This window comes from Halocatena marina, from assembly GCF_023276375.1.
Classification (GTDB): domain Archaea; phylum Halobacteriota; class Halobacteria; order Halobacteriales; family Haloarculaceae; genus Halocatena; species Halocatena marina.
This window is the reverse complement of the sequence record NZ_JALLPK010000001.1, coordinates 2,589,329-2,615,963: the sequence shown is the minus strand read 5'-3', so window position 1 is coordinate 2,615,963 and position 26,635 is coordinate 2,589,329. Positions and strand designations below refer to the sequence as shown.

The 26,635-nt window shown below is 55.0% G+C and carries 29 protein-coding genes and 1 tRNA gene; 17 read left to right on the top strand and 13 right to left on the bottom strand.

The features are described from left to right. The first annotated feature begins 144 nt into the window (after positions 1 to 144). The 4 genes from MW898_RS12020 (at position 145) to MW898_RS12005 (ending at position 2,617) form a co-directional block, all read left to right on the top strand. Positions 145 to 303: a hypothetical protein gene (locus MW898_RS12020; RefSeq protein ID WP_248907521.1), complete on the top strand. Its 159-nt coding sequence runs from the start codon at positions 145 to 147 to the stop codon at positions 301 to 303. Next, complete coding sequence (locus MW898_RS12015; RefSeq protein ID WP_248907519.1) at positions 300 to 1,430, top strand: glutamate--cysteine ligase; 1,131 nt, start codon at positions 300 to 302, stop codon at positions 1,428 to 1,430. The genes MW898_RS12020 and MW898_RS12015 overlap by 4 nt, the downstream gene beginning before the upstream one ends. Positions 1,431 to 1,529: 99 nt before the next feature. Further along, positions 1,530 to 2,021, top strand: a complete 492-nt coding sequence (locus MW898_RS12010; protein WP_248907517.1) for a winged helix-turn-helix domain-containing protein — start codon at positions 1,530 to 1,532, stop codon at positions 2,019 to 2,021. A gap of 101 nt (positions 2,022 to 2,122) precedes the next feature. Beyond that, a complete protein-coding gene (locus tag MW898_RS12005) occupies positions 2,123 to 2,617 on the top strand; it encodes a phosphopantetheine adenylyltransferase (RefSeq protein ID WP_248909764.1) in 495 nt (164 codons plus the stop codon). Positions 2,618 to 2,763: 146 nt separating this feature from the next. On the opposite strand, the gene MW898_RS12000 is transcribed toward MW898_RS12005, so the two are convergent. Then, positions 2,764 to 3,072: a transcription initiation factor IIB family protein gene (locus MW898_RS12000; protein ID WP_248907516.1), complete on the bottom strand. Its 309-nt coding sequence runs from the start codon at positions 3,070 to 3,072 to the stop codon at positions 2,764 to 2,766. A gap of 126 nt (positions 3,073 to 3,198) precedes the next feature. Here MW898_RS12000 and MW898_RS11995 point away from each other — a divergent pair. Continuing rightward, a tRNA-Leu gene (locus MW898_RS11995) sits at positions 3,199 to 3,282 on the top strand. A gap of 127 nt (positions 3,283 to 3,409) precedes the next feature. Here the strand turns inward: MW898_RS11995 and MW898_RS11990 are convergent. Further along, positions 3,410 to 3,595, bottom strand: coding sequence for a hypothetical protein (locus tag MW898_RS11990; protein WP_248907514.1), 186 nt, complete (start codon positions 3,593 to 3,595; stop codon positions 3,410 to 3,412). 187 nt (positions 3,596 to 3,782) lie between these two features. Here MW898_RS11990 and MW898_RS11985 point away from each other — a divergent pair, with 187 nt between their 5' ends. Then, on the top strand, positions 3,783 to 4,160 hold the full coding sequence (locus MW898_RS11985; RefSeq protein ID WP_248907511.1) for a DUF7577 domain-containing protein: 378 nt from the start codon (positions 3,783 to 3,785) through the stop codon (positions 4,158 to 4,160). 40 nt (positions 4,161 to 4,200) lie between these two features. Here MW898_RS11985 and MW898_RS11980 read toward each other — a convergent pair whose 3' ends face one another. Then, a complete protein-coding gene (locus MW898_RS11980; RefSeq protein WP_248907509.1) occupies positions 4,201 to 5,292 on the bottom strand; it encodes a geranylgeranyl reductase family protein in 1,092 nt (363 codons plus the stop codon). A 205-nt stretch (positions 5,293 to 5,497) separates the two neighbouring features. Here MW898_RS11980 and MW898_RS11975 point away from each other — a divergent pair, with 205 nt between their 5' ends. Beyond that, positions 5,498 to 5,974: a DM13 domain-containing protein gene (locus MW898_RS11975; protein WP_248907507.1), complete on the top strand. Its 477-nt coding sequence runs from the start codon at positions 5,498 to 5,500 to the stop codon at positions 5,972 to 5,974. Positions 5,975 to 5,977: 3 nt separating this feature from the next. Here the strand turns inward: MW898_RS11975 and MW898_RS11970 are convergent, their stop codons facing one another. The 3 genes from MW898_RS11970 to MW898_RS11960 all read right to left on the bottom strand — a co-directional run bounded on the left by MW898_RS11970 (position 5,978) and on the right by MW898_RS11960 (position 11,097). Next, entirely contained in the window at positions 5,978 to 6,946 is a 969-nt protein-coding gene (locus MW898_RS11970) for a WD40/YVTN/BNR-like repeat-containing protein (RefSeq protein ID WP_248907505.1), read from the bottom strand. A 132-nt stretch (positions 6,947 to 7,078) separates the two neighbouring features. Beyond that, positions 7,079 to 10,081 carry an excinuclease ABC subunit UvrA gene (gene uvrA / locus MW898_RS11965; protein WP_248907503.1) on the bottom strand — a complete coding sequence of 1,001 codons (3,003 nt, stop codon included), beginning with the start codon at positions 10,079 to 10,081 and terminating at the stop codon, positions 7,079 to 7,081. A 224-nt stretch (positions 10,082 to 10,305) separates the two neighbouring features. Beyond that, the gene (locus MW898_RS11960) at positions 10,306 to 11,097 is read right to left on the bottom strand and encodes a DUF4013 domain-containing protein (protein ID WP_248907501.1); all 792 of its coding nucleotides are present in this window, start codon (positions 11,095 to 11,097) and stop codon (positions 10,306 to 10,308) included. A gap of 223 nt (positions 11,098 to 11,320) precedes the next feature. Here MW898_RS11960 and MW898_RS11955 point away from each other — a divergent pair, with 223 nt between their 5' ends. After that, complete coding sequence (locus MW898_RS11955) at positions 11,321 to 11,911, top strand: LURP-one-related/scramblase family protein (protein ID WP_248907499.1); 591 nt, start codon at positions 11,321 to 11,323, stop codon at positions 11,909 to 11,911. 63 nt (positions 11,912 to 11,974) lie between these two features. Next, positions 11,975 to 12,244 carry a DUF7533 family protein gene (locus MW898_RS11950; RefSeq protein ID WP_248907497.1) on the top strand — a complete coding sequence of 90 codons (270 nt, stop codon included), beginning with the start codon at positions 11,975 to 11,977 and terminating at the stop codon, positions 12,242 to 12,244. Between the two features lie 16 nt (positions 12,245 to 12,260). Here the strand turns inward: MW898_RS11950 and MW898_RS11945 are convergent, their stop codons facing one another. Then, positions 12,261 to 14,090 (bottom strand): UvrD-helicase domain-containing protein, encoded by a 1,830-nt coding sequence (locus tag MW898_RS11945; protein ID WP_248907496.1) that lies wholly within the window; start codon positions 14,088 to 14,090, stop codon positions 12,261 to 12,263. A 140-nt stretch (positions 14,091 to 14,230) separates the two neighbouring features. Next, positions 14,231 to 14,416: an HVO_0416 family zinc finger protein gene (locus tag MW898_RS11940; protein WP_248907494.1), complete on the bottom strand. Its 186-nt coding sequence runs from the start codon at positions 14,414 to 14,416 to the stop codon at positions 14,231 to 14,233. Positions 14,417 to 14,540: 124 nt separating this feature from the next. On the opposite strand from MW898_RS11940, the gene MW898_RS11935 reads away from it, so the two are divergent. Then, positions 14,541 to 15,569 (top strand): PrsW family intramembrane metalloprotease, encoded by a 1,029-nt coding sequence (locus MW898_RS11935; RefSeq protein WP_248907492.1) that lies wholly within the window; start codon positions 14,541 to 14,543, stop codon positions 15,567 to 15,569. 17 nt (positions 15,570 to 15,586) lie between these two features. On the opposite strand, the gene MW898_RS11930 is transcribed toward MW898_RS11935, so the two are convergent. After that, positions 15,587 to 16,252 carry a riboflavin synthase gene (locus tag MW898_RS11930; protein ID WP_248907490.1) on the bottom strand — a complete coding sequence of 222 codons (666 nt, stop codon included), beginning with the start codon at positions 16,250 to 16,252 and terminating at the stop codon, positions 15,587 to 15,589. Between the two features lie 105 nt (positions 16,253 to 16,357). On the opposite strand from MW898_RS11930, the gene MW898_RS11925 reads away from it, so the two are divergent. From MW898_RS11925 to MW898_RS11915, 3 genes are all read left to right on the top strand, one after another. Next, entirely contained in the window at positions 16,358 to 16,729 is a 372-nt protein-coding gene (locus MW898_RS11925) for a DUF7532 family protein (protein ID WP_248907488.1), read from the top strand. Then, positions 16,726 to 18,129 (top strand): ribonuclease FAU-1 family protein, encoded by a 1,404-nt coding sequence (locus MW898_RS11920; protein WP_248907486.1) that lies wholly within the window; start codon positions 16,726 to 16,728, stop codon positions 18,127 to 18,129. The genes MW898_RS11925 and MW898_RS11920 overlap by 4 nt, the downstream gene beginning before the upstream one ends. 68 nt (positions 18,130 to 18,197) lie before the next feature. Further along, a complete protein-coding gene (locus MW898_RS11915) occupies positions 18,198 to 18,623 on the top strand; it encodes a hypothetical protein (protein ID WP_248907484.1) in 426 nt (141 codons plus the stop codon). A gap of 177 nt (positions 18,624 to 18,800) precedes the next feature. On the opposite strand, the gene MW898_RS11910 is transcribed toward MW898_RS11915, so the two are convergent. Beyond that, positions 18,801 to 19,583 carry an ABC transporter permease gene (locus MW898_RS11910; protein ID WP_248907482.1) on the bottom strand — a complete coding sequence of 261 codons (783 nt, stop codon included), beginning with the start codon at positions 19,581 to 19,583 and terminating at the stop codon, positions 18,801 to 18,803. Next, positions 19,580 to 20,494, bottom strand: coding sequence for an ABC transporter ATP-binding protein (locus MW898_RS11905; protein ID WP_248907480.1), 915 nt, complete (start codon positions 20,492 to 20,494; stop codon positions 19,580 to 19,582). The genes MW898_RS11910 and MW898_RS11905 overlap by 4 nt, the downstream gene beginning before the upstream one ends. 167 nt (positions 20,495 to 20,661) lie before the next feature. Here MW898_RS11905 and MW898_RS11900 point away from each other — a divergent pair, with 167 nt between their 5' ends. The 4 genes from MW898_RS11900 to MW898_RS11885 all read left to right on the top strand — a co-directional run bounded on the left by MW898_RS11900 (position 20,662) and on the right by MW898_RS11885 (position 23,943). Next, positions 20,662 to 21,402, top strand: a complete 741-nt coding sequence (locus tag MW898_RS11900) for an SDR family NAD(P)-dependent oxidoreductase (RefSeq protein ID WP_248907478.1) — start codon at positions 20,662 to 20,664, stop codon at positions 21,400 to 21,402. A gap of 594 nt (positions 21,403 to 21,996) precedes the next feature. Next, positions 21,997 to 22,305 (top strand): hypothetical protein, encoded by a 309-nt coding sequence (locus tag MW898_RS11895; RefSeq protein ID WP_248907476.1) that lies wholly within the window; start codon positions 21,997 to 21,999, stop codon positions 22,303 to 22,305. Positions 22,306 to 22,308: 3 nt separating this feature from the next. Continuing rightward, positions 22,309 to 22,545: a hypothetical protein gene (locus MW898_RS11890; RefSeq protein ID WP_248907474.1), complete on the top strand. Its 237-nt coding sequence runs from the start codon at positions 22,309 to 22,311 to the stop codon at positions 22,543 to 22,545. A 156-nt stretch (positions 22,546 to 22,701) separates the two neighbouring features. After that, positions 22,702 to 23,943, top strand: coding sequence for a mandelate racemase/muconate lactonizing enzyme family protein (locus tag MW898_RS11885; protein WP_248907472.1), 1,242 nt, complete (start codon positions 22,702 to 22,704; stop codon positions 23,941 to 23,943). Positions 23,944 to 24,962: 1,019 nt separating this feature from the next. Here the strand turns inward: MW898_RS11885 and engB are convergent. Together engB and MW898_RS11875 are read right to left on the bottom strand one after the other, a co-directional pair. After that, complete coding sequence (gene engB / locus MW898_RS11880) at positions 24,963 to 25,580, bottom strand: GTP-binding protein EngB (protein ID WP_248907469.1); 618 nt, start codon at positions 25,578 to 25,580, stop codon at positions 24,963 to 24,965. A 47-nt stretch (positions 25,581 to 25,627) separates the two neighbouring features. Continuing rightward, a complete protein-coding gene (locus MW898_RS11875; protein WP_248907467.1) occupies positions 25,628 to 26,593 on the bottom strand; it encodes an NOG1 family protein in 966 nt (321 codons plus the stop codon). Positions 26,594 to 26,635: the final 42 nt, after the last annotated feature.

The following is a 26,635-nucleotide window of genomic DNA, read 5'->3' as shown; positions in this document are numbered from 1 at the left end:
CGGTTGATTAGAGTGACTCGATGCTTGTGGGGTACTTCGCGCGGCATGGTCGAACTGAGGCGACCATCTTTAGTTTAGCGTCGCCGTTCGCATCCGACGAATCAGGAGAGTAAGTGTTTATCCACAGGAGAAGGGAGTTCAGGTATGACTTCGAAGCGGAACAGCGCACGAACGACAGGGATGGGAGCCAGGACAAACATCGAACTTGGAACACAGACCGAGATAGAGAAAAAGCGGGGAACAAAAATGGAAATGACGATGGTAGTGGAGACGAAGACGAAATCGAGATGGGGACGAACATGACGACCGACGTTGGGTCTGCTGAGGCGTTCGAGAGGATGGGGACGCTTGGCATCGAAGAAGAGTTTTTCGTTGTTGATGAATACGGTCGTCCCACATCCGGGACAGACGAACTCGTTTACGAGAGCGAACCGCCAACGCTTCTCGAAGACCGACTCGATCACGAGTTGTTCAAGTGCGTTATCGAGACACAAACGCCACTCATCGAGCATCCGGGCAAAGCCGCTCGGACGCTTTCTGCGGTCCGTGAAGCGCTCCTTGAGCACGCCGAACAACACGGATACGGCATCGCTTCGGCAGGACTCCATCCGGCCGCGAAGTGGCGTGAACTTGAGCACGCACAAAAGCCGCGGTACCGATCCCAACTCGACCGTATACAGTATCCCCAGCACCGAAATACCACTACGGGTTTACACGTTCACGTCGGTGTCGACGACGCGGATAAGGCGACGTGGATCGCAAACGAGCTTCGCTGGCATCTTCCGGTGATGCTCGCACTCTCGGCGAATTCACCGTACTGGAACGGATACGACACCGGTCTCGCATCTGCACGAGCAAAGATATTCGAAGCACTCCCGAACACGGGGATGCCAACCGCATTCGAGTCGTTTGAGGAGTACATACAACTCGAACGGCTGATGATCGAGTCTGGCTCGATCCGCGACCGGGGCGAACTGTGGTATGAGGTTCGCCCCCATTCTGAACACGGGACTGTTGAGGTGCGCACCCCAGACGCACAAGCCGACATCGATCGTACGCTCGCGTTCGTTGAGTACACCCACGCGCTCGTCATGGACTACGCAGAGCGCTACGAGGACCGTTCTGTGAGCAACACGAAGACGAACACGAGCGCACGTTCGATGCCAAGTGCAACTATGGGTAGCCCCCACCGTCGTGAAACACTCGATGAGAACAAGTGGCGAGCAATGCGTCACGGTCACGACGCGTCGTTTATCGACCGCGACGGTGCGTCCGTTGTCGATCTCGGAGAGGTTGTCGAACGCGAGTGCGACAGACTCGGCATCTCCAGTCTTCGCAGATTGTACGACGAGGAAAGCGGCGCAGAGCAACAGCGGCGGGTTCGTCGAGAAACTGGTCTCGATGGGGTGTGTGAGCTGCTACGAATATGATTGAATTACTATCTATTGACAATACAATGCCGCTCCGTTGACCGGTGTAGGCAAGGCTTTTAATCCGAGAACTCCGACCTCATGGACATCGATTGAGCCATGTCCACGGACGACACGCACGATGATTCCAGTACAGATGCAGAACGAGGAGAGCGTTCCGTCCGCGAGCGGATCGAGCAGAGTGCAGCCACCGGGGAACTCGATGAAGGAATCATCGACTTGCTTACGTGGGTGCTCGACACCGATACCCGTGCTCGCATCTATCTGTATCTCCGAAAGCAACCAAGTTCGACGAGCGACGAAATCGCAACGGGAACAGGACTGTATCCGAGCACGGTTCGAGAGGCATTAGCTGCACTCCACGATGAGGGGAACGTCCTCCGGCAAAAGCGCGAATTGAATGGTGCCGGCAACAACCCCTACGAGTACGAATCTATTTCACCGAGAGAACTTGTCCTCGACGTTGTCGAACAGGTACAAGAGACGTTGAACATGGTGTTCACGCTCGATGAACGACTCGAAGATCGTGAGTGTGACGACACTCCCGTTTCCATCACGGTCGATGAAAATGTGCGTGCAAACGATGACTAATACAGTCATCCTGTCCAGCACTCAGCGTATGTGCTGTGCGTACTGCCGAAGCTGGCCTCCGAGCCGAAGCCAATAAGCCGCATGCGACCATGTCCGATGATATGCAAGTCGCGCTAGGGGGCACGTTCGATCCGGTTCATGACGGGCACCGAGACCTGTTCGACCGGGCATTTCAACTCGGCGACGTTACAGTCGGACTCACGAGCGATGAGCTGGCTCCCCAGACCCGCAACGAAGAGCGCTATGTGCGCCCGTTCGACGCGCGAAAGCGCGATCTCGAACACGAACTCAAACGGTTTGCCGACCGCCACGACCACGAGTTCGAGATCCGATCACTTGATGAACCGACCGGTATTGCGACCGAATCAGGCTTCGATTCTATCGTCGTTTCTCCAGAAACAACGCAGGGCGCAAAAGAGATCAACAGCATCCGCAAAGAGCGTGATCTCGATCCACTCGAAATCGTCGTCGTCGATCACGTCGAAGCGGCTGACGGCGAACGCATCTCTAGCACACGAATCGTCAACGGCGAAATCGATGAACACGGTAATATCACCCCAAACCGACAAGGCCGACCACCGATCCGGGAACAGTAGGATTGAATACTGAGCTGCGAACTATACATAATTGTTGATTGATAATTAGTGGATCGGCGTTAATTAAGACCGCAATCGCGAGCGTTAGCCGTTGTCTGGTTGGTACAGACCCAGAATAGGATACGGAACGAATAAGAATGCTGTCGCTACCAATTCGGGCGTTTGAGTCCGGCTTCTTCGATGAGTTCTTTCCATCGTTGTTGTACTGTCGGCCGAGCGACACCCACCGCATCGGCAACGGCTTTCTGTGATCGACGATCGCCTTCAATGAGTGCGCCGACGTACAAACTCGCCGCAAGGGTGGCCTGTTTTGAGCGGTCTGATTCAGGGACGGTCGACAGAAAGAGGTCGGCAGCCCGTGAGCGTGCCGACGGTTCAAGATCGAGGCTGTCTGCGGCACGCTCAATTTCTGAAAGCCATTGCTCATTTTCGACGTGATCTCTCGCGCTATACATTCCTATTTCTTATTTGTTTCTATCACGCATCAGATTAAACACTTTCGTGAGATCTGTTAGCAAGATAAGTACACGATAGAGCCGTAACGACAGGTTCTTTTCCTTGTTTGTTGTAGAGATGAATGCGCGTGGGTAGCCAAGCCAGGAAACGGCGCAGCGCTTAGGACGCTGTCTCGTAGGAGTCCGCCGGTTCAAATCCGGTCCCACGCACTTCTTATCTCCGTGGTTCGGTCGACAGCATCTTGGATACCAGCAAGTAGTGATCTTGTGAGCGTTTGGAATCAGATGCAGCTCTTCGCTCTCGGTATCTGCACTATTCTGTTGACTCAGCGCTCAGTCATTCTGCTTGCGCTTCCAACCGCGACAGATGCAGCGCCAACAGTCCGATGCTGAGTAATGCAATCGCTCCTCCGATGGATTGGAGTATCTCCATACCGTGAATCCCGACTCCGACGAGGAGAATGGGCAGTCCGATCGTGACGCCACCGATCGAAATGAGTGGCAAATGTGATTCGGTAGCCATGCGGTATGTTATTCGATTCCACGACTATAATACTATTCCATCTATTGGACACAAAACAGATAAAAACGTGGAAAACGGCGATAGAGGGTCACAAACCGTCTTTTTGTCGGTCGGTGTATCGTATTGAGTAGTGAACATTCCATTTGATGCCCGTAATAAGTAAGTTATGAGCTAACGTAGGGCATCCATGGGTGCGATCGTGTGGGGAATCCTCGTGATCGTGATTTGCCCGCTCCTTCAGATACCGGTTATTGTCTATATCGCTCGGCATCTGGAGGTCGAGAGCGACACCAACCAAGCCGCCGACGCAAATACCGATACCAACGCTGACCCCGACGTTGATGCTACTGCTACTATCGATACAGGTAGGCCACACACTCCACCGACGTGGCACTACTGGCCCGAGGTAGGGGGTCACGAACCAGTCCAGTCGTTCGATGACGAATCGTTTGGGCAAACGGATTCGTCGACAATTACCTGCCCACACTGTGGTGCTGAAAACGACCGCTACTACACGTACTGTCGGAACTGCGTTGCGAGACTCCCGACGATCGGTGCACAATAAGCGTGATCTCGCATAGCAAAGTGCAGCCTGATTCGGCGTGTTAGCGGTTCGATTGTGAGAGCAGCGTCCGCATCTGTTCTCGCGAGAACAACGTCGATGGACGATCCATGTGGACACCGATTTCCCCAGAGAGAGCTTGGAGCCCGAGCGACTGAATCGGTGTTGGGAGCGAATACGCGCGACGCACCCAGTGACCGAGACGGATCTCGTTACTGAGGTCGTCCCGCCACGCGCGTTCGTAGTCACCGAGCGTTCCCGGTTGCTCTGGGTCAATCTCACGGGCAGCGTGGTCGGCTGCTCGCATTCCATAGAGAATCCCACCACCGGTGAACGGCTTCGTCTGCGCTGCAGCATCACCGATGAGGAGGCTCCGTCGACCTGTCACTCGGCGCGGCGGTCCGATGGGAATCGCCCCCGAGCAGCGGTGCGATACGTCGACGCCGTATGCATCACAGAACGCAGAGAATCGGTCCGGAACGCTTGCGCTGGGGGCGACTGCGAGACCGTATTCGACGCCAGCATCACCACGCGGAATCCGCCACGCAAAGAACTTTGGAACGCTGAGGTGGACATCAACGAAGTCCTGGTGGTCTGGTGTCGAATCGAATCCGAGGACTCCGTGGAGAAACTCACCAGGCTGGGGAAGATCACACTCGGAACGAACGCGCGAACGTGGTCCATCACAGCCCACGACCATCCGAGCCTTGTGGGTCTCTGTGCCACTTGGCCCTTTCACAACGACTGCAACGTGATCGTGGCGCTCGCGCACCGCTGTGACTGTGTGGTGGTCGCGTACGTCTGCACCCGCCTCAACCGCTGTGCGCGCGAGCGTCTTATCCAGCCCAACGCGGTCGATGGCATTTGAGACGCTCTCGTGCTTGTAGAATGCTTCTCCGTCCGTTTCCGGTCCGCCCACGTGAAACCGTGCTCCATAGATTTCGTTCTGAAATAGCTCATCGTGGGCGCTGTCGGGAACGTAGTCCCAGATATCCGTGCTGACGTGACCTGAGCAGGCGAGCGGCCGACCGATTTCCCCTTGCTCGAAGACGAGTACGTCACGATCGCGCTCCGCAGCACCGCGAGCGAAGCGCGAACCAGCCGGCCCAGCCCCCACCACGATGAAGTCATACATTATCGGGCGAATACACGGCGGCAGAGAAATACCTTCTCACTCGATGGAGATAGGCGCCCTCCGTCATCGAATATGTGATTATTTTTTAACATATTGGACATCTTCGATCAATATACAATAACAACACGTGTATCAAATCGGTGCGCAATTGGATTCGATATATTATTTGAGAAATTGCTTTGCAGTCTGCTGTACAACTACACGTATGAACCGTCGAACGTTCATTGGCGCAGTTGGTACGATTGCGCTCGGCGGTGGATATCTCGGATACGAACTGTTCGCTCCGGAACCGGCAACACGGGGGAACGAGGAACCGAGTGGCGGAACAGTGCTCAAATCCGGACCGTTCGCCGGTAGGGCCGATCACGAATGTTCTGGGACGGTTGAACTCGTCGAAGACGCTGATGGATTGTTCCTCCAGTTCCGCGAGTATCAGCAGACACAAGGGCCCGACGTGTTCTGTTATCTCACACCAGCAGAGGACCCAGACACGAGCGAGGAGATCGACGCTGGGACGAAAATTCTCATTGATGATGGTGCAGACGGGGGCGAAATAACGACGGTTGGGACGTTCTCACAACGACTTCCAAACGGGTTGAAGATAGCTGATTTGAGTGGTGTCGGGATTTGGTGTGAGAACTTCTCGGTTCCCTTCGGTGCGGCGACGTTGTCACGGGTGTAGCCATTACTTGATACAGGCGAGTCCTCGGGGTCGCTGTGTTGTGAGCGATTCATCCCACTCGATTCCGAGATCGTGCCAGTGTTCGCCCGAATCCGAAGACCGATAGAGCCCCCGGTTGGTCAGTGCATAGAACTCGTGTGCAGCACCCGCTGCCAGAACCGGCCGTATCATTCCATCGGGTCCTGGAAGGCCCTCGAGGCACTGCTGCCACGTCCCACCATTGTCTCGTCGGTAGACGTACGATTCTGGATTACTAGAAGCGTGCGCACGCCGTGCGCCACTCGCCGACGAGACGAGCACCGTGTCTGGATCTGCAGAATCGACGGCAATACTCCATACGTAGCGGTGTTTCAGCCCGTCCTGTGGATATGTCCACGTTTCACCTTTGTCGTGTGTTTCGGCGTATCCGTCGCCAGCGGCGGAATACGCTCGGTCGGGAGCGTCGGGGTGGGTGGCGAGCGTGTGATTATCCAGCCGTGCAGTAGAGACGCGGTCCTCCCACGTCTCGCCCTTATCGTGTGTCTGAACGAGTGCACCTGCTTCGATGCCGACGTACAGATGCTCTGGATCCCCTGGATCGACGGCAATCCACCGAGTGTGGTGGGTGTCCGGTCGTGGTGGGAAATACCACTCCGAAGCTGACGGGAGGTCCGTCAGTCCCGGCTTCTCGGCCCACGTCTCGCCACCGTCTGTCGAGTGATAAACTGCGCTCGGTTCGGTTCCGAGCCAAACCTCATCGGGGTCGTGTGGATCGACTGTGAGCGACATCACGTTCGTGGCCACATCCACGTGTTCCCACGTCTCGCCCGAATCCACGGATCGGTAGAGACCGTCACCGAACGTTCCACAGAAGATGCGCTCTGGCACTTCGTTTGAAGCGTCGAGACACTGGATCTGTGCATCTGTCGGTGGATCTCGTCGTTTCCACCCGCCATTGTCGGTCAAAAATGCGTTTTCGAAGGCCGCGTACATGTCTGATTAAACGTTAGCTAGGATAATATACTGTTCGTGAATCTATTTATAGTAATGCCTGTGATATGTGAGGTGATCGTCGAGCCATCATCTCGACAGGCGTCAATCACGCGAAGTCGGGACTGTTATCGTTCAGTCATCGCTCACAGCCGCCCGTACGCGTTTCTTTCGTGGGCCGTCGAGATCGACGCTCGGCAACAGATCGCGTAAGTAGTGTCCGGTGTAGGAGTCATCGTCTCGCGCAACCACTTCGGGCGTCCCTGCCACAACGAGGTCACCACCTTCCTCACCGCCTTCCGGTCCGAGGTCGATGATGTGGTCTGCGTTCTTCACGAGATCGAGTTCGTGTTCGACGACGACCACCGTGTTGCCGTTGTCGACGAGGCGTTGGAGCACATCAATGAGTTTGCGTTCGTCTTCAGAATGCAAGCCCGTTGTCGGCTCATCGAGCAGATAGAGCGTGTCACCGGTGTCACGCTTTCCGAGTTCCTCTGCGAGCTTGATTCGCTGTGCTTCACCGCCCGAAAGCGTCGTCGAGGGCTGGCCGAGCTTCATGTAGTCGAGCCCGACGTCTCGAAGCAGTTTCAGGCGACGTTCGATGCGCGTGTCGTGCTCGAAAAAGTCGTATGCCTCCTCGACGCTCAACTCAAGGACCTCTGAAATGGTTTTTCCTCGGTATGTAACGTCGAGTGTCTCGTCGTTGTACCGCGCACCATCGCACTCCTCACAAGGCACGTACACGTCTGAGAGGAAGTTCATCTCGATTTTCACCGTCCCCTGACCACCGCAGGCTTCACATCGTCCACCCTTGACGTTGAACGAGAACCGCCCTTTCTTGTACCCGCGCTGTTTTGCGAGCTTCGTCTCGGCGAACAGCTCCCTAATGTAATCGAAGACACCGGTGTATGTCGCTGGATTCGATCGCGGGGTGCGTCCGATCGGACTCTGGTCGATGAGCCGCACCGTTTCGATCAGATCGATATTCTTGATGTCGTCGTGTTCGCCGGGATTGACATCCGTATCGTTCATTCGTCGGACGAGTCCTTTGTACAGCACCTCATGCAACAGTGTGGACTTTCCGGAGCCGGAAACACCGGTGATTGCCGTGAAGTTTCCAAGCGGGATCTGGATGTCGAGATCACGGAGGTTGTGCTGTCGGGCTCCTCGAATAGCCAGATGTCCAGAGTGCTCTCGGCGTTCTGATGGCACAGGGATTTCCCGCTGCCCAGCGAGATACTCGCCAGTAATGCTTTCCTCTGTGGCCATGACTTCATCAACGTCGCCGTTGACGACGACTTCCCCGCCGCGTTTTCCGGGACCCGGTCCCATGTCGATGATCGTATCCGCCCGGTACATGGTCTCGGTGTCGTGCTCGACGACGAGGAGCGTGTTACCGAGATCACGCAGCTCTTCGAGTGTATTGAGGAGTCGGTCGTTGTCGCGCTGATGAAGACCGATTGACGGCTCATCGAGGACGTAGAGGACGCCGACAAGACCGGAGCCAATCTGCGTTGCCAGCCGAATGCGCTGGCTTTCACCACCGGACAGCGTCGATGCCTCACGGTCGAGCGTCAGGTAATCAAGACCAACCTCGCACATGAATCCGAGGCGAGAGCGGATCTCCTTGAGAATCTCTGCCGCAATGATTCGCTCGCGCTCGGTCAACTGCGCTTCCCATCCCTCGAAATGGGCAAGCGCATCACCGATACTCATCTGATTCACCTCGGTGATAGCTGTTTGATTGACTAGCACTGACCGGCTTGCGGGTTTGAGCCGCGTCCCGTTACACGATGGGCACGTGGTCGTTGCCATGTACTCCTCGATGTGATCTCGCGTGCCCTGCGAGTCGGTTTCGACGTACCGCCGTTCGAGATTCGGAATAATACCCTCGAATGGTTTCTCTTTGCGCCGAATGCCGTTTTTCGTCTGTCGCTTGAACACGACATCCTCGCTCGTACCGTAGAGAAACGCTCGACGTACCTCTTTGTTGATGTCTTCAAATGGTGTCCCGAGACTCACATCGAAGTGAGCAGCAACCGCATCGAGCCGCGTCTGGTAGTACGACCGGTGATAGCTCCATGGCTCGAAAACGTCTCGAAGTGGCTTTGAGGAGTCCGTGATCACAAACGACTCGTCGATTTCTTTGGTCTCACCGATTCCTTCACAGTCAGGACACGCACCGTGCGGGCTGTTGAACGAAAAGCTCCGGGTCTCGATCTCGGGAAGATCAATACCACAGTGTGTACAGGCGAGCTCCTCCGAGAATTCCACGACAAGACGGTCAGTATCAGCCGCTGAATTCGTTTCCGTTTTCGTTTTCGTTTTCGTTTCTGTTTCTGCTCTCGAGCTCGTATTCGTCCCTGAAAGGTCGCCTGTCGAGCGTGTTTTGGCCCCCAATTCGACCTGTTCCGGTGGATTCGGGAGAATCACTTTCAGAATTCCATCTGCTTCGGTAAGTGCTGTCTCGACGCTGTCGGTAATGCGCGAGCGAGCACTCTCTGTGACCGTGATACGGTCGACGATGACATCCACCGTATGATCGAAGTTGTCGTCCAGCTCTGGCTTTTCGAGCGTCAGGTCGTACTCATCTCCATCCACTTCGACGCGTGCGTATCCCTCGGAGACGAGTTCATCGAACAGATCGGCGAATGCTCCTTTCTGATCGCGGACCACAGGGGCGGCGATCTTTGCTCGCGTTCCTTCTGGGAGTTCGAAGAGACGACGAACCATATTCTGGGCACTCTGTTCGCCCACCTCACGACCGCACTCAGGGCAGTGTGGTGTTCCAATGCGAGCGTAGAGCAAGCGAAGATAGTCGTGGAGTTCGGTGACCGTTCCGACGGTCGATCGCGGATTGTTGGCAGCGTTTTTCTGATCGATCGAGATCGCTGGTGAAAGCCCTTCAACCGTCTCGACTTGCGGCTTGTCCATCTGTCCGAGGAAGTTCCGAGCATACGCTGAGAGGCTCTCGATATACCGACGTTGACCCTCCGCGTAAACAGTCTCGAACGCGAGTGATGACTTACCCGATCCCGATAGTCCTGTGACGACGGTGAACTCCTCGCGTGGGATGGACACGTCGATGTCCTTAAGATTGTGCTCCTCAGCACCCCGGACCTCGATGAACTCACTCATTGTGTTCGGAACGATCTGGTGCTGTGAAACACTGTCGGTCTCGATTCCATTGATTTACTCTCATACAAAAACCGGCACTCTCCGCGGGCATGAACGATCGGCTACCGGAGTGAAAGTGAACGTGATTGGCTTCGCTTTTTATCAACGCAGTCTCCAGATTCGTGCTCTCAATTCGACTGATTCGGTGCGGAAGTGGTTGTTGTCCTGCTTTCTCGAACGGCGAACTACTCAGAAGTCGAACTCTCAATTTGAGGAGTACTCACGAGCGAAGGTCCACATCCCTGACCGAGGAGATAGTATACGACCATATGTATATAAAATCCGACAAATATCCCGATAAGAATGGCACCGATCATAACCATGAAACCAATGATGCCGATGAACGACGCACCGAGACCCATCGTCGGGTCGCCGCCTGCTCCCCCGGTTGCGCCTAATATAGCAGCGATGAAGATGAGTTGAATGATAAGTCCGACGATGGTGAACGCAACGACGACAATAACCCCGACACCGATTGAGAGGAGCACAGCGATACCGTACTCACGAGTAAACACTGCGCTGATGATTTTTTTAACCTCGAATGCTGCGCCAAGGCGGTCCTCGACCGCGAAGTTGGTCAACGCGACTGGAAGTGTGCAAGCTACGACAAGCAGAAACACCATTGCGACGAGACCGACCAAGATCGAGAGACCAGCCACAGCGGCTCCGCCCCCAAACACTGCTTCACCAACCAACACAGTGAGTCCCACGGAGATGAGCACGAGCACATACGGGACGAAGATGTATACGATGTTGATAGCAAAAGCCTTGAGCCCGTCAACGAACAGTTCACCCCAATCGTTGAACTGAGGTGGCTCATCTACGTCCAGCGCAGCCGATCGGAGCAACCGGACGGTATACCCGTGCAATAGAAAAATCGGAAGGATGAGAAATCCAAAAAATGACAATATCCCTCCAATCAGTATCGTTCGCCACCCGCCATCACGCCGTGGATACAACAGTGCATTCTCTAACATTTCGTATGGGTCATGTGTGGCTTTATTTATGTCTATCGTATGGTAGTAGCGCGCTAAAAATACTGATTCGACGAATGTTCTACGGAGGACCGCTATTACTGACGTACAAAATTATTGTTATTGTACGTTCTCTATAGAACCATACATGAATTGTGGACACGATATCAGTTGGAATAGACAACATTAATCTATCAGCAATCGAGTGACTATCCTGTGACTGACTGTGGCGGTTAATACCGAGGATGTTCTGAAAGGTGTCGAGTTGGACGGTGATGAGTACACGGTCGTGCAGTCGTTGATCCGGAACAAGTACAAGGCATACGACGCGAACGGTGAGCTCGTCCTTCAGGGCAAGCAGAAAATGTTCAAGCTCAAGGAGGAGTTTCCGTTCCTAGACGGTGACGGCAATCCGGCGTTCACTGTGAAGGCTGGAGGGATCCTTGACGTTGCCGGGAACTACATGCTCGTTGACGATGTCACCGAGGAGCCGGTGGTCGTCCTCGATAAAAACTGGAAGCTGTTCATGCACAAGTGGAAAATTCGTGATCCGAACTCGGAGGCGCTTATCGCCACCATTAGTTCGACCAGTAAGCTCGTGGACGTGCTACGACACATCCCGTACATCGGTATCATCTTCCAACTCATTCCACACGAGTACGAAATCACCGATGCGGACGATACTCACGTTGGCTCTGTTGAGGGAGAGTTCTCGCTCAAAGATCAGTACACGGTTACGATAGACGATGCATCCGACATACCGAAGGAAGCTATCGTTGCGGCCGCGATGGTCATCGATGCGATCGAAGGAAACTGATTCAATCGCGCTCATCAACCGTTGTCGAACGATTTTACTCGACGGATCCCTGACGACACCTACATGGTGAAGAGCATCACAGGAACGATCACGCTCGCACTCACGGTTGCGTTCGCTATCCCTGTCGGACTATTTGGTCTGAACTTTTTATTTTCGGGCCGTCAGTTTCTCGGTGGGGTCTTTGTGGCGCTCGCCGTACTGATGGTCGTCTTCGAAGAGTACGTCACGACACCGGGTGACATTCCTGGCATGGCCGCCCGGCGGGTTACCAGCGCCATCGTGAAAACCGACGACGAAACAGAACAGAGTGAGCGTGGAAAAAAAGGAGACTAACTACCGATTATACACCTCACGAAGCTGTTACAGGTGGTTCTTGTGCCTCGGCGACGAGCTCTTCGAGCGCGCGGTCCGACGGTTGGTTGTTGAGAAGCACATCGATCGGGAGCGTTGGTGCGCCGTCGACGAGATTTTCGAGAATAACGAGCCGTTCGCGGGCCCGGGACATACCAACGTAAAAGACGCGTCGTTCGTTGTCAGTCAGTGTCGGAACGGGATCGGTGTGTTTTGTGAACTGCTCGACACCGGGGACATTCTCTTGGTTATCCACTGTGGCAGCCATCTGCTCGACGACTTTTTCGGTGAGGTCGGTGGCGACGAAGACGTGGTCTGCCTCTCGACCCTTCGCACTATGGATTGTACCCACACGAACACGAGCGCGGTCAATATCCTGATACGGACCGGAGAAGTACGCCCGGATCGATCGCTTCTGGTAGTTCGTAACCTTATGAACCATGTCGTCGGCGCTCGAACGACCCGGCGCAAACGGAGCGTGCTCTTTGACGAACGACGGCTTGACTTCGATCTCGTTGAGATCATCGATGCCCACCGACTCCTGTCGCTCGTCGACTGCATCGAACAGATCATCACGCTCTCCTGTCCCGAACGCAGCACTATCGAGCATCTCTGCGAGTCGTCGCGCTTGGAGCGCCGTGAGTGGTTCGTCGTCTTCGAGTGCTTCGACCGCGTTGATGTAGTCCGTAAGACGGTCGGTCCACATTCGCTGGTCGGTCATCGTCCGAAACGGGATGCCCTGATCGATGAACTCATCCATGAACTGGAACATCTGATAGCGTGCCCGAAAGAGAACCATAACACTGCCGTCGTCCTCTTCGATCGTCGCACGGACGTTGCGCATCAAATCGTACATCGAAGGATTGCGGACGGCCTCGACTACGCCACCCTCCATACGTGGGAGGAAATTTTTCTCTTGGCGCTTCTCGACGTGGGAAATTTCGCGGTTCACGACGTTGAGAATGCGTGAAGGAAGTCGATAGGACGTATCCAGAACGATGTTTTCTCCTCCCTCTTCGAGGAGCAACATGGGATCGGCACCCTGCCATGCATAGACGACCTGGTCGTCATCACCGGCAATGAGCACTTTTTCCATGTGTGATTTCCACTCGTCGTAGACTGAGTACTGGAGGGTTGTGATATCCTGAAACTCGTCGATAACGAGGTAATCAACCGATGGAACGAGTGAGCGCTGTTGTACTCGTTTAAGCATATCCGCGAATCCGATGAGATCGTTCGCACCCTTATAGCTTCGCCACGCACTGATTGTCTGGGGCACGTCGATGCGATCGTCATCAGTCGACCACGTCGGTGTGTACTTGTTTCCTGTTTGGGCGTTCGGGTCGATATCTGGTGGAAGTCGAACCGTCTCGACATCCCACTGGAACGGAACATCGTGCCACTCGGAGACCTCACGGCGGGTACGCTGGAGCCACTGACTCGTTGCGATAATCTTGTTGCCGATTGTCGTCGACCGCGATGATCGGCGACGAGATGAGTCGTACTCGTCCTCGTACTCGAGGCCGTAATCCTCACAGAACTCCTGTTTGTGTTTCTCGCTCACCACGTCTTGCCGGGAGAGATTGAGGAGCTCGTATGCTTTCGCGTGCATCGTACAGACGTTGCTCCGGAGCGATCGAGGACTGCGATCGAGGCGCTCTGCCAACCGCTCTCGCACCTCTGCGGCCGCTGCACGGGTGTACGAAACGATGAGAATATCCTCGATCTGGACACCCGATTCGAGCATCTCATCGACACGGTCAAGTAATGCCGTCGTTTTCCCACATCCCGGTCCGCCGAACAACCGAGTCACACGCGTCTGAGTCATGGAGGGTACAGGGCGTCCAGCAGTATAAGTCACGTGACTTCGTCTGGCGAAACAGACGGTTAGACCATCGAATTGAAACGAACGGAGTCCCGTCCGTTAGTAATTACATCTCGACACCGATTCGATCTTTGCCTGCTGACTCAGCTTGGCTCATACGGCGTCCAGCCACAGACTGAACACTCTGTGGCAGACGAATCGTGCAACCCGCCACACTCCGGACACTGCTTTTTGTTATAGTCCTTCTCCCAGCCCACCCGCTCGGATTCGGTTCTGTGTCCACGCTGTGAAAGAAACGTGTCGAACATATCGTCTTTCCCAAGCACCATACAATCGTGTCATGGTATGACATTGCAATAAACTTACCGGCTAATAGATTCCCATTGACATTTCTGGAGATATTTTCGAGTCGCGCAACGAAGCGTCTTATACACTCCCATGAGATGTTCCACTATGACGAGACGTGATCCGGTTGAAACTCGGGCCAACCAATCACGCGACCTGTACGACGTGGCGACGTGGGAGCCTCGGACGGCACTCGATCGGTTGGCAACGAGACTCTACAGCTTGGGGCTCGTAGGCATACGGTGGGGGACCGTTTTTGCAGCGCTCATCATCACAATACTCATTCTCATCGGGGCGTTCACGGAACTCCGAACGGAATCCGTTCCTACCGTTGGTATACTGACGTTGCTTTCTGCGATACCAGCGTTAGCGCTTGTGGCGTACGTCTACGTCACAGACGTTACGACATCCGAACCGATCGATCTCATTGCAGCGACGTTCGTTCTCAGTGTGTTGTTTGCGAGTTTCGCATCCGTCGTTAACACCAGCTTCTCGATCGTTCAGTCCATTCCGTTCGGCTTTATTTTCTTTTTTTACTTGGTCGTAGGGCCGGTTGAGGAGGGAGTAAAGCTCCTCGCTGTGCGTCTCTATGCCTACCGAAAGCCGAGTTTCAACGCCGTCATCGATGGAGCAATATACGGTGCTGTGGCTGGGCTCGGGTTCGCAACCATTGAGAACGCCATCTACATCATCCGTGGACTGAGCCTCATCGGAGCGCCGTCTGGGGCGATCGTGCTGCAAGATATTGTAGCTGGGACCGACATCACTGCGACCCGGGCGCTTGCTGGGCCGGGCCACGTCATCTACTCCGCTTTCGCGGGGTATTATCTCGGATTAGCGAAATTTAACCCCGGCCGGTCCGGTCCCATCATCGTCAAGGGACTCCTCATTGCGGCGTTCATCCATGCCAGCTACAACACGCTGGTCGCACTCGTCGTCGGTGCTGTCAACGCCGTGTTCCCGTCGGTGCCAGTCATCGTGCTCTTTTTCGGATTTGTGCTCATCTATCAGGGATTTTTCGGCTACCTCCTCTTCCGGAAGCTCGATCAGTATCGGCGGACATACCGAGAAATTTGCGGAGACACGGACGACGACGAACACTCGATTGCTGTCGAGCGAACGGAGTTCGATGGATAAGCGAACGAAACGCGTAGTTATGGTGTTGGACCGGGATTGGCGGGATTGAGCCGATCACGCGCTGTCTCGTGGTCCGAAAGCATCCCTTCGACGTACTTCGCAAGAATATCAACTTCGAGGTGGACGGGATCACCAACCTGCTTCTCGGAGAGATTCGTCAGTTCGTACGTCGTGGGGATGATCGCGGTCGAAAACGTTTGTGATCCAGTTTCCGTTGCAGTTCGATCCTCATCCTGATTGTCTGTGACGGTGAGCGAGATACCATCAACGGCGATCGATCCTTTCTCAACGACGTACTGATCAAGATCGCCAGGGAGCGAGAATTCGAACGTCCAGTCATCACCGATCCGCTCGATCCGTGCCACCTCTGCGGTCGCATCAACGTGTCCCTGCATGACGTGACCGTCGAATCGTCCGTTCGCCGACAGCGCACGTTCGAGATTGACGTTGTCGCCCGCCTCAATCGTTCCCAGATAGGTGCGCTCGGTCGTTTCTCGGGAGAGAAACAGCTCGAAGCTGTCGTCGTCGTGATCTTCGACGGTGAGACAGCAGCCACTGACAGCGATGCTCTGTCCGGTGGTGAGTTCATCCGAAAACGAGCCCGCGACGCGGATCCGACGCCCCCCATCCGCGTCGGTGACCGCGACGACTTCGCCAGTTTCCTCGACGATTCCAGTGAACATACATTTCCTACCAGCCTGTCGCCCGAAAGCGTTCCGTTCTCGGTGGGTGATGGGTTGATACGGGGAGACCGCTGGCTTTTCGGTTCCAGCCGTCCCACGCTCGGTATGCACTTCGATCAGCGGACACTAGCCGCGTTGCGAGCGGTTGGTCTCTCGATGGACGAGATTCGAGAGGCATCCGAGCACGCGGTCACCGCCACCCGCGAGACAGCAAGCGAGATCGAGACGTTTTTCGAGGAACACGAGGTCGTCTACTCGGACATGGACCGTGCCCACAGCGCAAGCGAGACACAAGAACACACCGTAGAGTATATCGATCTTTACACGCACGCGGCGGACATCCGCGGCTATCTTCGGTTTGACTCGTGGGGCGTTCCGGTCGAAGGAGGTCGTGTTCTCGATGACCGAATCGAACTCACGCTCGGACCGACCGTTCACGACCGCGTTCGATTCACAGACGACCCGAGCCGTCTATGACGACCGTCCGAATCCGGGGAATTTACGCGACTGCGCTGACGCGACTCCTCTCCTCGGAGCACGAGATCGTTCAAGGTTCAGAACCGATCCGTGCCCGCTTTGAAGCATCGTTTCCCGATACACCAGCCGCGGTCACGATCGCATCGAGCGACGACCGACAGGGCGTGCGCGTTAGCGGTGAAGAGACCGAGAACGTCGATACCATCGTCGATACCCTTCGACGTACCGGTATCGATACGCTTGCGTGGCCGGATCCGACACCCTCTGAGGCAATTTTCGACGGCCGTGTGAAAGAGACTCACGCCAACGGAGCTGTGGTCGATCTCGGAGAGAACAAGAGCACAGACGAAACCGGAGGCAAAAGCGAGGGGTATCTCTCCTACGCGAACACCGAATACGTCGAGGAGGACGATAACGTCCGGGTTCAGGTGGAAGAAGCGGTTCCACCGTGGGAGGACGACCGTCCGGTTCTTCGAACGAAAGTGTCGGTTTCGAACGGCTTCGCGCGATTGATGCGTGGCGGTGAGAGAGAAACCTCGTCGATCGATTTTGTTGATCTCCTTCCGAACGAACCACGAGACGGGTGGGCCATTCGGTGGCGTGACCGAGCCACCGATGTCGGATTCGACGTTCTCGAAGCAGCGATGGCAGATCTCAACGATCGCGCCGAGCGGATCGATAGCGCACACAACAGCGATATTAGTGCTCCGGATCGGCTCACAGCTCCCCGGACAGCGTGGGTTTGGTTCGGCAGGGAGTCGCGCTTTGCCCTCGACGAACAGCGACGGTCGGTGACAGCGACAATGTCTGGTCACCACCGCATCAAAGCCGGAACCGAGACCGCGAGCGCGGCCGTTGACTTCGCCGAAGCGATCTGTGAATCACCACGCAGTGATACAGAATCGTTCCCGTTCGACGTGACAGCGCGACGATTCGGTCCGCAGAAAGGAGACCGCATTACGATCAGCCACGGCAAACCAGACGGAAGATGCATTACTCTCGGCCGGGGCGAAGTGACCGACTACGACCCGGCGGGGACGATCACGCTCGAACGGCAGATGTCTCCTGGCGGATCGTACGATGCGCTCGGTGTCGAACGGCAGGCAGGCGATGTCGCTATCACGAAACTGAAAGAGGGACGCTGGTGGTATCCAACCGTCTACCGTGGATCTGATGGCGAGCGCAGAGGAACGTACGTCAACGTCTGTACCCCTGTCGAACTCTTCCCACATACGGCTCGGTACGTCGATCTCCACGTCGATGTGGTAAAGCACGCAGACGGAACCGTCGAGCGCGTCGACGATGCCGAACTCAATGTGGCACTCGAACGAGGCGAGGTGACCGACTCCCTCGCAGAGAAAGCACGAAGTGTAGCGACGGCTATCGAACGAGCGCTGTGAGATTGGCTGATCGAGTGCGCCACGCTCCGTGAGACAGATATATCTGTATATGAGTGTTATCATTTATCATGGGTATCGACGAAGGTGAATCGAGCGAGCTGAGCGATGCCGAGCGCTCGGCACTCCACGAGGTCGAGCTCGGCATCGAGTGGTTGCACCGCGCACACGGCGCACTCATTGAGTTCCATCACGACATTGGTCACGCAATGGATCACTTTGCGTGTGCAGAAGTACTGTTCCGTCAATCCGGGTCGACAGCGCTCGCCAACGCGCTTCGAGACGAGCATCTTCCGCGTGGAGTGGTCGATGGGGACCGCTGGAGCTACGATCTGCTGGAGAATTTCCAAGAAGGGTTCCTCGAAGAAATGGCCGATTTTGAGGAAAAGGCGCGCTGGTCTATCTCAGATGGACAGCGACACGTGGCAGAACGAGCACAAAAGCGTGACTGGAAACGGAGGGTGCAGAACGGACCGAACGAGAAGCAAACAGAGTGAACTGTCTCGGGTCTCATCACGAGGAATTCGAGCACGTCGATTTCGTCCAGATGAATGAGTGGCCCGCATCATCGATTGCGACAATCACATACCGAGGCTCCAGCGAGCGTGATCTTCTCTTAGCTGAAGCCCACGGTTGCCTGCCGTGGAACGACTTTTATCGATCGACGTCCCGCCTCAGAGGTCGCTTCGTTCGAACCGCCAGAGGCCGATCAGGAGCGGCAACAGCAACCATCCGAGAAGAACGAGTACGCCGAACCACGCGGTTTCGTAGTAGAGGTTGGAACTCCAATCGATGGCCGGTACGAGCGCACTGAGGATGGTGTTGTACGCTTGGATGGGATTCAGTGCAACGAATACATCGACCCACTCGGGTCGTGGTGGGGCCGGTTTAGAGAGACCGTTGAGCACGTAGCGAATCACGCCCGGAAGCTGTTGCCAGAATCCGAAGAACAGGAGAAAAGCGGTGAACGAGAGGAGCACCGATCGGTTCGTCGTTCGAACGCTCGATGAGATCCCGACAGCGAGCCCTGTCATCGATACCGCGAGGAGGACGGCGATGCCCCACGTGTACAGGACTAGTTTGCTATCCGGGAGGCCTGTGTTGATGAACTGTACTCCGACCGTCACGATGAGGCCGAACGAAACGACACCCGCCATGAGGATGCTCCGACCGAGAGCCGTTCCGAGAACGACGTCTTTGCGCGAGTGTGGATAGGAAAGCACGACTCGGAGACTCCCGCTCTGACGCCGACTGGAGATCGTCTGATAGCTACGCGCGATGGCGATGAGGACGAACAAGGGCGCAAAACTCGTGAACAGCACTTCAGATGCGTACCGTCCTGTCATCAAGTGCGTGAGAAGCCCGAGGACGAGTCCAACTAAAGCGAGTGTGACCCACAGATGTCGCGACCGAACCGGATCGAGTATCGTCCGCTTTGCCACAACGAGCCAGCTCATGATCGCCCTCCCGTGTACGACGCGAACAGTTCCTCGAGTGAAACCTCGCTGGTTTTGAAATCGAGTACTCGTGCTCCGTTCGAACGAATCGTATCGATGACGGCTGCCTTCTGTTCGCTAGAGCACGAGACGGAAATCGTTCCGTGATCACTGTTGATGCTTACGTCTGCCACGCCAGCGAGATTACGAACCGCTTCGATCGATGGCCCGGGATGTCTGTCGAGTGTCATTTCAATCCTCGATTTTGCTCCAACCGCTGCCTGCAATCCTTCAATGCTGTCCAGTGCGACAAGCGAACCGTCCGCAAGGATACCCACCCGATCACATACCGCTTCGACTTGTCCGAGGATGTGACTCGAAAAGAACACCGTCGCACCGCGATTGTTTTCCTCTCGAACGATAGTCCGCATCATGCGCGCACCGTTCGGATCCAAACCGGTTGACGGCTCATCGAGAATGAGAAGCTCTGGCTGCCCGACGAGCGCCAGCGCGAGAACGAGTCGCTGAGCCATCCCTTTCGAGAAGCCACCGACATCCCGATCAGCAACGGATGAGAGCCCGACTCGTTCTAAGAGCACCGCCGGATCGTCGGCAGCGGATTTCGACTCGATGGCGAACACGAGGTGTTGGCGGGCGGTCAGACTCTCCTCGAGGTGGTAGGCGTCGGGAAGAACCCCAATCTTCTGGTGGACCGACTTCGTCTCTCGTTGTGCATCGTAACCGAAAACACTCGCTCGCCCCGCTGTTGGTCGAACGTAATCGAGAAGAATATCAATTGTCGTCGATTTGCCGGCGCCGTTTGGCCCCAAAAAACCGAATACTTCACCCGCTTCGACGGTGAGGTTAACTTCGTGGAGGGCAACGACACCATCGAACTGCTTGCGGAGTGATTCCAATTCAATCGCGGACATTCTATTTGAACTTCAGACATGCATATTATATGCTTTGTGATCTGACTGAATTGAATTAGCTGCTTGATATTGTAATATGTCGTGGTAGTCGTTTTAGGATCATCGAGGCGTGGGACGATGACTGCCGGTCGCCGAACGCTAATGGTCTCGGTGGTCGAACTGTGCGTATGAATCGACCGGATCTCACCGGACGGACTGCGCTCGTGACTGGGAGTGCAAAGGGTGTTGGGCGTGCGCTCTTGCTCGCACTTGCGGAGTGTGGCGCAAACGTTGCCGTCCACTACCATACAAGCGCTGACGCAGCACAGACAGTCGCAGAGCAGGCTCGTGCTCGGGATAGCGACATCGAAACGACGACTGCTCGTGGCGACGTCACTGATCCAGACTCCGTCGATGAGTTGTTCGAGACGGTCGCGGATGACATCGGAACTGTTGATCTCCTCGTGAACAACGTCGGTGCGTTCGCTCCCACTCACTGGGAAGATATCGACTGGGAGACGTGGAACCGGGTGCTGGATACGAACTTCAACGCAACCTACCTCTGTTCGAAACGCGCACTCTCTCCGATGCGCGAGACTGGATATGGTCGCATCGTCAACATCGGTTACGCCAGCGCAGGGAAAGGACTCGTCAACACCACGAACTTCCCCTACTTCGTTGCAAAAACCGGCGTTATCATGTTTACGCGAATGCTCGCATCAGACACACAATCTGACGATATCACCGTGAACGCTGTTTCACCCTATGTCGTTGAGAACTCCGATGAGTTTCCCTCGGAGCTGCCCCGTGGCCGGCCAGCCGCCTTCGACGATCTGATCCAGCCCGTCCTGTTTTTCCTCGATGGACCAGAGTACATCAGCGGCGAGAATATCGAGGTGGATGGTGGCTGGCTTCCAGAAACAATCTGAAACAACTGAAACATTAAAAATCGTATTTTCACAGGTACTAGTTGAGGATAGTGGCGAGTGTTCTGGTGTTCGTTGCCGCCGGTTATCTGTCATTTGACCGACGGTGATAGTGGTCGGTGATACGGTCAGGCACGGAAACACGACAATTGTGCGTGAACCTTCCAAAGACCGTCGCTATCCATATCGATCTATAGAGCGCTGTGTGGTCGATACGATTCGCCAGCCCACGAAGATGGCAGCCCCACGCTCGTCTGAGGGCCGTGCTGGTTGTTCTGTCTCACAAGCTGAATCCGAGCAGACAACAGACGGTGCTGTACTGTTCGTTCTGTCACACCAAAAACGGAGCAATGGCCGATCTTCCCGGAAGATTCGATCTCGTTCAACCGTTCCTGTTGGTGGTAGTGTCACACCACGATCGCTCTGGTCGGTCGACACTACGAGAGCAGATTGAAAACCATAGTAAAACAGTTATGTCTCTACAGCAGGTGCAATTAGTTCTATCTTTTGGACGTCTCCGGATCGATCCTCGGTTGTAGCCACGCAGTAATAATTACTACAACGAGTCGTTTCTGTTGTGCTTTGCGGTCGTATCAAATGACAATTGAAGAGTGTAAATCTCCTGCTGAGGACCACGCTATCGAGGGCGGTACTCGTCTCTGTGGTATCAAGGCTCACGATAAAAGTATTATGTCGCGTTGTTCCGACTGTCGATTGTACGTCATGCGAATGAGCGACAGTCACGTCAAAGACGCGATTAAGGATGACGTCATTCCAGCGACAGTCACACCGCTGACACCGGATCTCGATGTTGCAGTAGACGATCTCCATACGCATATTACTACGCTCAGTACGACAGACGGCGTGGTCGCAACCATCGCCAGTACACATTCCGGTGAGTGTTAAACGATGCCTGCTGACAAGAAAGAGCGGGTGATCGAGATCCACGCAGACGCTTCTTCGGACTCGATGGTCGTTTCGTGCATTCATGGTGAGAGCACTCCGAAAGCGGTCGAAGAAGCAAAACGCGCCGAACGCGCTGGAGCTGAGGCGCTCATGCTCGCAAGGGAAGCCACAGTGCCAATGCTCATTGCGCCGATCGCACGGAGAACCGTGCGCCGATCTGATGTCATAATGATACATTAGATGTAATCGTCCATTCTATTATTTCAAATCTTCTACTATTAGGGGTATTGTGGGATATTAGCTGTGTGAGTGTTGCTGTGTGGTGGGGTATCGATTGAACGACCGACTGTCCCAGTTGCCTCATGATTTATACTGGTTGCCACGCACGACGAATACATGGATATCAGCGACGTTCGAGGGTACGCACTCTCATCACCAATCAATCCACATCAAGACAGACTGTTTTTCGGGGGAACACGTCGGCTTCTCAAGCGAGATGTCGTTCTCATCGTCGTCGAGACGAGGGACGGTGAACAGGGATACGCGACGGCGGGTGCGAGCAGCTCAGCGATGCGTGAGTATTTCGAAGGCGAATCACAGGGTACGTTTGCCGACATCGTCGAGGGATCAGTCGCCGACGCCATCGAAGGTGAAACGGTCGAGCAGCCGGCCGAAATCCACGACCTGATTGACTCGGTCGATCTTCCAGAGCGGATTCAGACGGAGGCAGCGTCAGCACTCGACGTGGCGCTGTTCGATCTCCGAGGAAAGGAAGTGGGGGCACCGATCTACGAACTGCTCGGAGAGGAGTACGACACGACACCAACGGTCGAGATACCGCTCTATGCGAGTGCAGGGATGTACATGCAGCCGAATGGCTACGTCGAGCAGGCCGAACGCATCGAAGATCTCGGTTTTATGGGCTATAAATATCGGCCCGGTATCGGACCGGATGGTGACCGTGAGACCGTTGAACGATTAGTCGAATCCACTGACGAGATGGAGATCATGCTCGACGTACACACGTGGTGGAAACTCGGTGAATCCTACGGTCGAGACACCGTTCGTGCGCTGGTCGAACACGCCGCCGACCACGGAGCCTACTGGGTGGAGGAACCGGTTGAGCCGTCGGATCGTGCCGGCTATGTCGAACTGGCCGAAACCGGTGCGCCGCTCGCGGGCGGTGAAAGCGAGGCATCTTCAGCTGGTCTCGTGGAACTCGCTCGTACCGGAGCGCTTGATTATCTTCAGGGAGACGTTCGACACCACAACGGGTACACCGGTTGTCTGACCGCCATCGAGTACTGTACAAATCGGGAGATTGCGTTTGTCCCGCACAACTTCGGGACATGGCTCGGGCTGATTGCGAACGCACACCTCGTTGCTGGTGCACCAGAAGTACGTCTCCTCGAATACCCCGTCTTCGAGCGAGATCCGGTGCTTGACGGTACTCCCGATCCAGGAATGTACCCATTCGATCTTGCGTTCGACATTCTTGACGGTCAGCCAGCAGTCGAGAACGGACAGCTGACCGTTCCCGATGGTCCCGGTCTTGGAATCGATGTCGACCTTGGGGTCATCGAGGACTACCCGTTCATCGAAGGTCCGTGGACAGAGTTCCACTACGATGATCGGTGAGTATGAGTGCGATCTTCGAAATCGGAGGGACCGGTTGTGACGTTCGCCATCTAAGTGGTCCTCCCGGAACTGTTTACAACCAGCCTTGTGACTATGCGATCAGGTGCGCCAGTGATTGATTCGCCGATCGGTATACTCACGCCGATGTTCCCGAAAAGGGAACGAACTATTCTCTATTCAACACCAGAGTATCTCAAACGATAAGAACCGCGTCGCATCGGCCGTGTAGTATGACGTGGCGACTGGCATTACAAAAGTACATTCGTAATCGCCAAGTGATCGGAAATGTGCGCGACTTTGCCGTTTGCTACCCAGATTAACAATAAACTATTCCAAAAATTGGTTATACTATCCTGTTGTTTGAATGAATTGTGTTCCCTTTAAGGGAACGATAGGCATCTGACTAATACACGATCGATGCTGTGTGACGTCGAATAAACATACGGTAACTGATAATCTTCGTAAGCTGTTTCATACCACTAGAATATTTTACTCACTCACTATGGCAAAATTCGTTGTTTTATCATCCTCGTTCAGTCGGATCAGCGTGTCGATTTGAGGCTGTCGAACGCAAACGAGTTGCCGAATATCCGATCAACGTCGCTTTGTACGCTTGAAAGATGGATGTTGACGAAACTCTCCGTATACGAGGGTGTCGATAAGTCGGACAGAATGCGGCTGTCAATTAATGAGCGGTATAACGCCGATCTGCGTTCGAAGCGAGCATGTGATAGACCGAATTGGGAGTCGAATGGCTTTCATTTGTCCGTTTCGGTCAGTTCCATTGCCGGTTCGAGATACGACTAATTCTCAGGGTATATCTTACTCCACTCTGTAGGTAGATGAGTTATTACTTCTAATGGATTCTCCTCTATGAGTTATAATTTAATTTATATATTGGTTGTCGTGTGTCTTACTGGTGTGGTATGACGCCAGATGATGTTGTCGAGTAGCTCACCCGATATGTCTGCTAAATCTGGTTTCTAGACGTTTCGTTTGATAAGGGAACTGCGACGGGGTCAGAAGAACTTCAGCAGGTCGTCTCGCTTTGCTTCGTGAAGGTGGTGTCCGATTGCTTCCTCAAGTGGTTGAATGGTGCCCCGCTTTGCGCTGATCGGTGCGATCGTCTCGCGCCACTGCTGCCACGGCGGGTACAGACCGAGTCGCTCACAGAGAGCATCGAGGCGGTCGTCGCGGTCGTCGACCTTATCCATCTTGTTGACGGCGACCACGGGTGGAATATCGACATCTCGGAGGAAATGAAACAGCTCAACATCGTGTGGAATCTCCCCGCGTTCGGTGTGGCGATCGATGATGTCGATGACACTCTTGCCGTCGATGACGAGAACACCGACGAGAATGTGCTCTGCGTTGGTTTCTACGTAGCGGACGACGTCGGTTTTAATCGCTTCGCGGCGCTCTTCGGGGACGCCTTCCATGAATCCGAATCCAGGAAGATCGGTGAGAACGAAATCTTCCGGAGCCCAGTCGTAGTGATTCGGTTTGCGTGTGACGCCGGGGTTCGCACCGGTCGAAAACGTATGTCCCGTAAACTCGCGCATGAGCGTCGATTTCCCGACGTTCGAGCGGCCGACGAACACCACCTCACTATCGCGGTCTGGACGGGTGTCGAACATGACTGTTCTTTCACAGCGTGCGGATTAAGGCTGGCGAGCCAGATCGACTATCCGTCGAACGGGAGCTCAATTTCGTGATCGACAGCAGCGACGGCCGCTTCGAGCAGTGCATCGACGCCTTCGTCCTCCGTTACGCTGAGGTAGTGATCGGTTTCGAGATCCTGTGAGCGGTCGGCTTTAGCACAGACGGTCAGCACGGGAACGTCCGAAAAGCGCGTTTCGATCTCGTCTCGGAGTGTGCGCTGGACGTCCACGGGATAGCCACACGATGCGCTGGCATCAATGAACACGAGGATGCAGTCTGCGAGATGAGTCAGTGCGCTCACTGCCTGCGATTCGATATCATTTCGCTCATCGGCCGGACGGTCGAGCAGTCCTGGTGTGTCGATGAGCTGATAGCGGATGTGATCGCGTTCGATGTGACCGACGCGGACCTGTTTCGTCGTGAATGGATACGAGGCGATTTCGTTGCGGGCGTTCGTCACGCTGTTGACGAACGTCGATTTCCCGACGTTCGGATAACCCGCGATGACGATCGTCGGTTCCTCGGTACGGATGTCTGGAAGTTGTTTGAGAATATCACGAGCTTCTCCGAGCGCGAGCAAATCATCGGACACTTCCCGTGTAACATCCGCGAGGCGAGCGAACGCCTGCTTTCGAATCTTTCGTGCTGTTTCTGCTTCGCCGTGGAGACGGGATTGATACTCACTTCGGATGTCGCCCGCCTTCCGTCCGGCCCACATCACCTCGGAGAGATGCTGTCTGAGAGAGTCGACACCACCATCAATCACGGCATCAGCGAGCTCGTAGTAGAACGGATCGAGCGCATCAAAGTCCGGCCACGACGTGGTGACGTTCTGAAGATTGTCGGAAATGATGTTCGACGCAGTGAGTAGCATTGACTGCTGGGCCTCGACGCCGGATTTTGACCGGCCCGAGCGGGCAGCCCGCGAAAACGCCTTATCGATGAGTTCCTCCGACCGCGGAACGGTCGGCAAGTCCTCGAAAGTCATAGCCACTACTATCGGTCCAGGAGGCAAAAGCACGTTCTTTGC